At 47.8% G+C, this 7083-nt stretch carries 7 protein-coding genes; 5 read left to right on the top strand and 2 right to left on the bottom strand.

Annotated elements, in window-relative coordinates:
* From FVR03_RS06515 to FVR03_RS06500, 4 genes are all read left to right on the top strand, one after another.
* On the top strand, positions 1 to 1261 hold a 1261-nt coding region (locus tag FVR03_RS06515), incomplete at its 5' end, for an ATP-dependent metallopeptidase FtsH/Yme1/Tma family protein (protein ID WP_147920930.1).
* Positions 1262 to 1276: 15 nt separating this feature from the next.
* The gene (locus FVR03_RS06510) at positions 1277 to 1930 is read left to right on the top strand and encodes a LutC/YkgG family protein (protein WP_147920929.1); all 654 of its coding nucleotides are present in this window, start codon (positions 1277 to 1279) and stop codon (positions 1928 to 1930) included.
* Positions 1914 to 2693 carry a UDP-2,3-diacylglucosamine diphosphatase gene (locus tag FVR03_RS06505; RefSeq protein ID WP_147920928.1) on the top strand — a complete coding sequence of 260 codons (780 nt, stop codon included), beginning with the start codon at positions 1914 to 1916 and terminating at the stop codon, positions 2691 to 2693. The genes FVR03_RS06510 and FVR03_RS06505 overlap by 17 nt, the downstream gene beginning before the upstream one ends.
* Complete coding sequence (locus FVR03_RS06500) at positions 2674 to 3537, top strand: hypothetical protein (RefSeq protein WP_147920927.1); 864 nt, start codon at positions 2674 to 2676, stop codon at positions 3535 to 3537. The genes FVR03_RS06505 and FVR03_RS06500 overlap by 20 nt, the downstream gene beginning before the upstream one ends.
* A 514-nt stretch (positions 3538 to 4051) precedes the next feature.
* Here FVR03_RS06500 and FVR03_RS06495 read toward each other — a convergent pair.
* Positions 4052 to 4381 carry a DMT family transporter gene (locus FVR03_RS06495; protein WP_147920926.1) on the bottom strand — a complete coding sequence of 110 codons (330 nt, stop codon included), beginning with the start codon at positions 4379 to 4381 and terminating at the stop codon, positions 4052 to 4054.
* A 467-nt stretch (positions 4382 to 4848) separates the two neighbouring features.
* Between FVR03_RS06495 and FVR03_RS06490 the strand changes: the two genes are divergently transcribed.
* Positions 4849 to 6009: a zinc-dependent alcohol dehydrogenase gene (locus FVR03_RS06490; RefSeq protein ID WP_147920925.1), complete on the top strand. Its 1161-nt coding sequence runs from the start codon at positions 4849 to 4851 to the stop codon at positions 6007 to 6009.
* 234 nt (positions 6010 to 6243) lie between these two features.
* On the opposite strand, the gene FVR03_RS06485 is transcribed toward FVR03_RS06490, so the two are convergent.
* Positions 6244 to 7026, bottom strand: coding sequence for a carboxylesterase family protein (locus FVR03_RS06485; protein ID WP_255474094.1), 783 nt, complete (start codon positions 7024 to 7026; stop codon positions 6244 to 6246).
* Positions 7027 to 7083 lie beyond the last annotated feature (57 nt).

Raw genomic sequence — 7083 nt, 5'->3', positions numbered from 1 at the left:
AAAAGCCAAAGCACCTTGTATTATCTTTATAGATGAGATTGATGCCATTGGCCGCCATCGTAGCCGTGGACAACAACCAGGAGGTAACGACGAGCGCGAAAATACTCTGAACTCCCTCTTAGTAGAAATGGATGGTTTCGCTACTGACTCCGGTGTTATTATTCTGGCAGCTACCAACCGACCAGATACGCTTGATTCTGCCCTGCTTCGCCCGGGCCGTTTCGACCGCCAGATCAGCATCGACAAGCCGGATATTAATGGCCGTACCGAGATTTTTGATGTACACTTAAAGCCGATTACACTTTCTGCGGATGTAGATGCCAGAAACCTGGCTGCCCAGACACCTGGTTTTGCCGGTGCCGAAATAGCTAACGTGTGTAATGAGGCTGCGCTTATTGCTGCCCGTCGCAATAAAAAAGCGGTAGATCAGCAGGACTTTAACGATGCCATAGACCGTGTAATTGGTGGCCTGGAGAAAAAGAACAAGATCATCTCTCCAGGTGAGAAGAAGATCGTGGCTTACCACGAAGCTGGTCACGCAGTAGCTGGCTGGTTCTTGGAGCACGCCGATCCATTGGTTAAAGTAAGTATTGTACCACGTGGTGTTGCCGCCCTTGGTTATGCGCAGTACCTGCCGAAAGAGCAGTTCCTGTACACCACTGAGCAGCTGATAGACGAAATGTGTATGGCACTCGGTGGCCGCGCTGCAGAAGAACTGGTATTTGGCAAGATCTCTACCGGTGCTTTAAGTGATTTGGAGCGCATCACAAAAATGGCCTATAGCATTGTAACCATGTATGGCATGAACGCCAAAATCGGCAACGTATCGTTCTACGATTCGAAGCAGAGCTCTGAGTACTCGTTTAACAAACCCTACTCCGAAGCAACGGCCGAAACCATAGACAACGAAGTGCGGGCCATTATAGATGCTGCTTACCAGCGCACCAAAAAGCTGTTAACAGACAAAGGACCTGAGCTGGAGATAATTGCACAGGAGTTGCTGCAGAAAGAAATCCTGTTCCAGAGCGACCTGGAAAGATTAGTAGGAAAAAGGCCTTTCGAGGAGCTGACTACGTACCAGGCACACACTGCCGGCACCGACCGTAGCAAAACGAAAAGCGAAGTAGACCATGAGCATCCGCAGGAACGTGGTCTTACCGAACATCCGGAGCAGCAGGAAGGCCATGTGCCCGGCACTCCGTTAACCGGAAATGGCTCCTCTGCCGACCAGAGCACTTCTGCCAACTCCCGTATAGCATAAACGTAATTTAATTGCATGTACGAAGCAAAATCGAAAGAAATAGTTTTAAGAAGAGTAAGAGAGGCGCTGGCTAAATCAGCGCCTTTTCTGCCTCCTACCCCTGATTTTAGCTCTCCCCTGCACTCCGCTCCATCAGAAGAACTGTCGGTGGAGTTTGCACAGTTGTTTATAGCCAATAGCGGCCTTTTTCTTTACTGCGAGTCGGAAGAAGATTTTTTCGACCAGTTGTATGTGTTCAAGCGTGAGCAGAACATCGAGAACCTTTTTGTGTGGGAGCCTAATCTGCAGCACATTCTTTATCATGCCGGTATTGCAATAAACGAGGGAGAAGAAAACTTTATAGCAGACGCAGAGAGTGCTGGCCTAACTACCTGCGAAGCCCTGATTGCCCGCACCGGCAGTATTTTAGTAAGTTCAGCTAATGCGGGTGGCCGACGCTTGGGTATTTACCCGGCCACGCACCTAGTGGTGGCGCGTGCCAGCCAACTCGTACCCGATATAAAAGACGGGCTGCAGTTGCTGAAGGAGCGGCATAAAGAAAACTTCCCGAGTATGGTGTCGTTGGTGAGTGGGCCGAGCCGCACCGCCGACATAGAAAAAACATTGGTGCTGGGAGCGCATGGCCCCAAGCTCCTAGTCCTTTTCCTGATTGATGACCTTGCACAATAACAAGCTGGAACCAGGCAAGAAAGTTTATTTCGCATCCGACTTCCATTTAGGAGCCCCCTCTGCCGAACAAAGCAGCGCCCGCGAAAAGAAGATTGTGCGCTGGCTGGACCAGGTAAAGAAGGATGCGCAGTGCATCTACCTGGTAGGCGATATCTTCGATTTCTGGTTTGAGTACCGGCACGCCATTCCTAAAGGATTTATCCGGTTACAGGGTAAGCTAGCCGAGCTCACCGATGCCGGCATCCCTATTTACCTCTTCACCGGCAACCACGACATGTGGATGTTCGATTACTTTCCGAAGGAGCTGAACATTCCGGTAATCAGAGAGCCTATTTCTACCAAGCTTGGCGATAAAACATTTTACATTGGGCACGGCGATGGGTTAGGTCCCGGCGATCACACTTATAAGTTGCTCAAGCGCGTTTTCAACAACAAAGCCTGCCAATGGCTGTTTGCGCGCGTGCACCCGAACTTGGGTATTGGGGTTGCCAACATGTGGTCGCAAAGGAGCCGCATCAACAATATAAAAAAAGACGAGGCATTTTTAGGAGACGACGAATGGCTGGTGCACTACTGCAAAGAAGTGGAGGCAACGCAGCATCACGATTATTACGTGTTTGGCCACCGCCACCTGCCCCTCGACCTGCCCATCGGCGAGACTAGCCGCTACATTAACCTCGGAGAATGGGTCAATTTTTGCTCTTACGCTGTGTATGATGGAGACACCCTATCGCTTAAACACTTTGAAGCTTCCGAAGCCTAAACAGCCAGCCAATCTACTGCTTTGCCTGCTACTTTTGTGGCTGGCAACTGCCCCGCTTGTGGCGCAAACACTGCCCGTTGAAGTACGGCAGCCATCGCCATTGCAGTTCAGCCACAGCATTGCCATCGGCTCGCCAATTGCCGTGTCTGTAGACCGGAACAACAGCATTTACATCGTAGACAGGAACCGCAACCTAACTAAACTCGACTCATTGGGCCAGGTGCAGGTGGTTTTTTCGCCGCCCTCTAAAGGCAGGCCGAGCAGCGTGGAAGCCTGGAACCCGATGAAAGTGCTGCTCTTTTACGAAGACAGGCAGGAGATTATGCTCCTGGACCGCTTTATGCGACCTATTTCCCAAACCTCCCTCGCCGACTATGGCTACACCGGCACCATTAAAGCAGCTACACTTTCCTCCGACGATAGCTTCTGGATTTACAACGAATCTGACTTTACCTTAAGTAAACTGGACCAACGTTTCCGGAAAGCCAACATAGAAACCTCGCTCGGCCTGATACTAGACAGAGAGCGGCTGGATGTACGCCAGCTGCGTGAGTACCAGAACATGCTGTATATGCTCGATGCCAACGGTGGTGTTTTCATTTTCGACAATCTGGGCAATTACAAATCGAAGTTACCAGTTGCCGGTCTGAGCTATTTTAACTTCAAGGAGAACGAACTATATTACTTAAAAGACAACAGGCTGCACTTTTACGACCTATACAAACAACAGACACGTAGCATTAACTTGCCAGAAGAGAAGAACTACCGCTACGCCCTGACCGGCAACCGCCACATTTATCTGTTTACAGACAAGGAAGTAGAAATTTACACGCTGCTGCCGTAGGAGCTTCGCCAAATTAGAAATTAGAAATTATAATTTTTAAAATTTACTTTCTAGCAACAATAGAAGCCTTTCTTGTTTATGCAAGGCCCTTAAGGCTGCTACAGAAAGAACACCTTGCCAAGTGCACTGATTGAAAATAAACTGTCTGAGCGTTCAGCGAGTGGGGGAAGGGGCCCTCGATTTTTATTTTCTTGATTTTTTTTATTCTTTTTATATCAAGACAAAAAGAACAAAGACTTAGGCAATGAAACAGTTTCACGCCGAGGTCACAGCAGGAAAAACAGCTATGCGAATTTAAACCTAAACCGCAAATAACCAAAGCTGATGCCTCTCGCCTACAAGATCATTCTTCCAGAATGACAGGGTAATAAAAATTGAACCGAAAATGAAAGACTGTAACTACTAGTTGGTTTAACCAGTCACTTACTCAAAATTCAAAAAATCAGCAGTCAAATTATTCTAATAAAAAAGGCCTTCCGAAGAGAAAAGGCCTTTTTTAATCTAAGTGTACTTTCTACTGCTGCTCTGAAAATATCTTAAGCCCTACTACACCAGCCACAATCATAAGCAGGCACAGAATGCGCATCAGATCTTTGGGCTCGTTCAGGAAAAACATGCCCAGTATGGCAGTTCCGGCAGCACCAATGCCTGTCCAGATGCCATAAGCGGTGCCAAGCGGCAGTGTTTTCATGGCTTGTGCCAGGAGTACAAAACTCAGAATCATGACGGCTACTGTTACCACACTGACCACTGGTTTTGTAAATCCTTCGCTGTACTTTAAACCAAAGGCCCAGCCTATCTCGCAGATACCAGCCAGGATAAGATAAAACCATGCTATATTCATTGTTTTGTCGATTTTAGGTAAAACAGGAAACCTCTAGTCTCTTTACAAGGCGCTCCAGCTGCCAACTTACGAAATTATAGGTTCTATTACCTGCAAACTGCTACAAAACTTACCAATAGCCGCGGCCATAAGTACTAAGACCAATAAAATTAAAACTGTACAACCTAAGAGGCAGTAACATTGAAAGCTGCTCCAAGATCTAAACCCCGTCATCTGGCAAAGCTGCGTAACGTCAATTATTCAAATGAAATAACCCTCCAAAAGCTTTTTCAGCAGTTTCATGCCAAGGGTTCAGCATTAAAATTCAGCAGAGATACCTCCAAAACTAGCTGAATAACGCCTTAATATTTATAAATACATATAAATAAATTTATTAATACACTACATACCAATTATCCTATTTAACAACTACTACATTCTGCTTCCCGTTTACACAGTATACTATTATCTCAAACAAAATATATACTATGAAAGCAGTTGTTTTTCACAAACCCAAAGACATAAGGGTAGAAACAGTAGAAGATCCTCGGATTGAGGAGTCGCGCGATGCCATTTTGCGAGTAACCTCCACCGCCATTTGTGGCTCCGATCTTCATATCTATAACGGTATGATTCCGCAGCCCACCAGCATGATTGTGGGACACGAGTTTATGGGAATTGTAGAGGAAGTGGGCCCGGGAGTAAAAAACCTGAAACGTGGCGACAAAGTGGTGGTTCCTTTTCCGATATCTTGCGGTACCTGCCATTTTTGTAATATGCAGCTACCAACGCACTGCGAAAACTCCAACCACAATACCTATGGCCCCGAAGGTGAAATATTGCAAGCCAAAGGAGCCGGTGCCGCCCTTTTTGGTTACACCGATTTGTATGGCGGCTACAGTGGCGGCCAGGCAGAGCTGGTACGTGTACCTTATGCCGATTACGGTCCCAGAATCGTTCCAGAGGGCTTCACCGATGAACAAGTGCTTTTCCTGACAGATATTTTCCCGACTGGCTGGGCCGCCATAGACTGGGCTGAGCTGAAAGGTGGCGAAACAGTAGTAGTTTGGGGTTGTGGCCCTGTGGGTGTAATGGCCATGAAATCGGCCTGGCTCCAAGGTGCAGGTCGCGTAATTGGCGTAGACATTCAGCCATACCGCCTCAACATTGCCCGTAACAGTGCCAATGCCGAAGTTATTAACGCCGCCGAAGTAGATGCTGTAGAAGTTATCAGGCAGATGACGGGTGGCTACGGAGCCGATGTGTGTGTAGACGCTGTAGGCATGGAGGCCGATCGAAGTGTACTAGACAAAGCCCTGAACGTGATCCAGATGGAAAAAGGCTCTATGGATGCACTTGAAAGTTGCCTGAGCGCCGTGCGCCGTGGTGGTACCGTTACAGTGGTAGGGGTTTATGGCTCGCCTTATAAGTTCCCGCTGTACAAGTGGTTCGATAAGGGCATTAAAATGATGGGCGGCCAGGCCTGGGTGCACCGCTATATTGATAACCTGATATCGCTGGTGCGGGATGGCAAAGTAGTGCTCGACGATATTATCACGCACAACGTACCACTGAGCGAAGCCAGCCGCATGTACGACATCTTTAACAAAAAAGAAGATAACTGCATGAAGGTAGTGCTGAAGCCGTAACAGTATTGTTTTTTATAACAGAAATTGCCTGAACAGCTTTTGTAAAGCAAGAGTTGTTCAGGCAATTTTTGTTATAAAAACAGCTCATAACCTGATATGGGTCGAAACATGATTTGCCCACTAAAAAAACATTACATCAAAAGTCTTGTGTCCTGCGTTTTATGTCCATTTCTAATCGGCAGCGGCATTTCGTGTTGCAGTAACGTTGAGGCTAAAAAGTAGGCTAAATAGGCATCAGAATATTCCTAAAAAACCTTTTTTCTTATGCGAAAAAAGCCAGGGCAGCAGCTCCGGTTCTTTAAAGGCGTAGTCCCAGCTGTTGTGGTTCACGCCGGGGTAAACCGTAAACTTCACATCGCCGCCGGCAGCACGAATGGCATCGACCATTATCTGCGACTTCTCTACCGGCACAATGCCATCTACCTCGCCATGAAAAACCCAGAGTGGTAGTCTTTCAGCATACTCTTTTGCTCCGGCAGGGTGCCCGCCTCCGCAAATCGGGAAAGCAGCGGCAAACGTTTTTGGCTTGCGCCGCAGCAACTCAAACGTTCCCATACCGCCCATCGATAAACCTCCCAGGTACATCCGTTTTTTATCAATAGTGCCAGATTCCTCCAACTCATTTAGAAGTCCGAGCAGCGCCTGCATGGCATTGGTTGGCTCCTCTTTCTCTTCCCTGAAATTGAATGACCGATTGCCGGCTTCGTCTGTCACGATGTTTACATTAGACCAGTAAGAGTCTTTGGGGCACTGCGGGAACACCACAATGGCCGGGAACTGCTGCCGGTAGTCGAGTTCCAGAAACATTTTCGCGCCATGCACCAACTGCGACTCGTTGTTATTGCCCCGCTCACCGGCCCCGTGCAGCACCAGTATGAGCGGGTACTTTTTAGATGGATTAAAGTTTTCGGGATACAAAATACGGTAAGGCAGCGTGTCGGTGGCCGTCTGGAAGTATTTCCGTTGATACTGGTTCAGATCCTGTGCCTGCACCGACGTTATAAGCATTAAGGCCATTGCACAAAGTAGCGTCCCGATTTTTTGGAAGGCAAGTAGTCTGTGTTTAAAGATGAG

Origin of the sequence: Pontibacter qinzhouensis (assembly GCF_008017455.1) — a bacterium.
GTDB lineage: Bacteria > Bacteroidota > Bacteroidia > Cytophagales > Hymenobacteraceae > Pontibacter > Pontibacter qinzhouensis.
The sequence above is the reverse complement of the archived record's forward strand: the minus strand, read 5'-3'. Positions and strand labels throughout refer to the sequence as shown.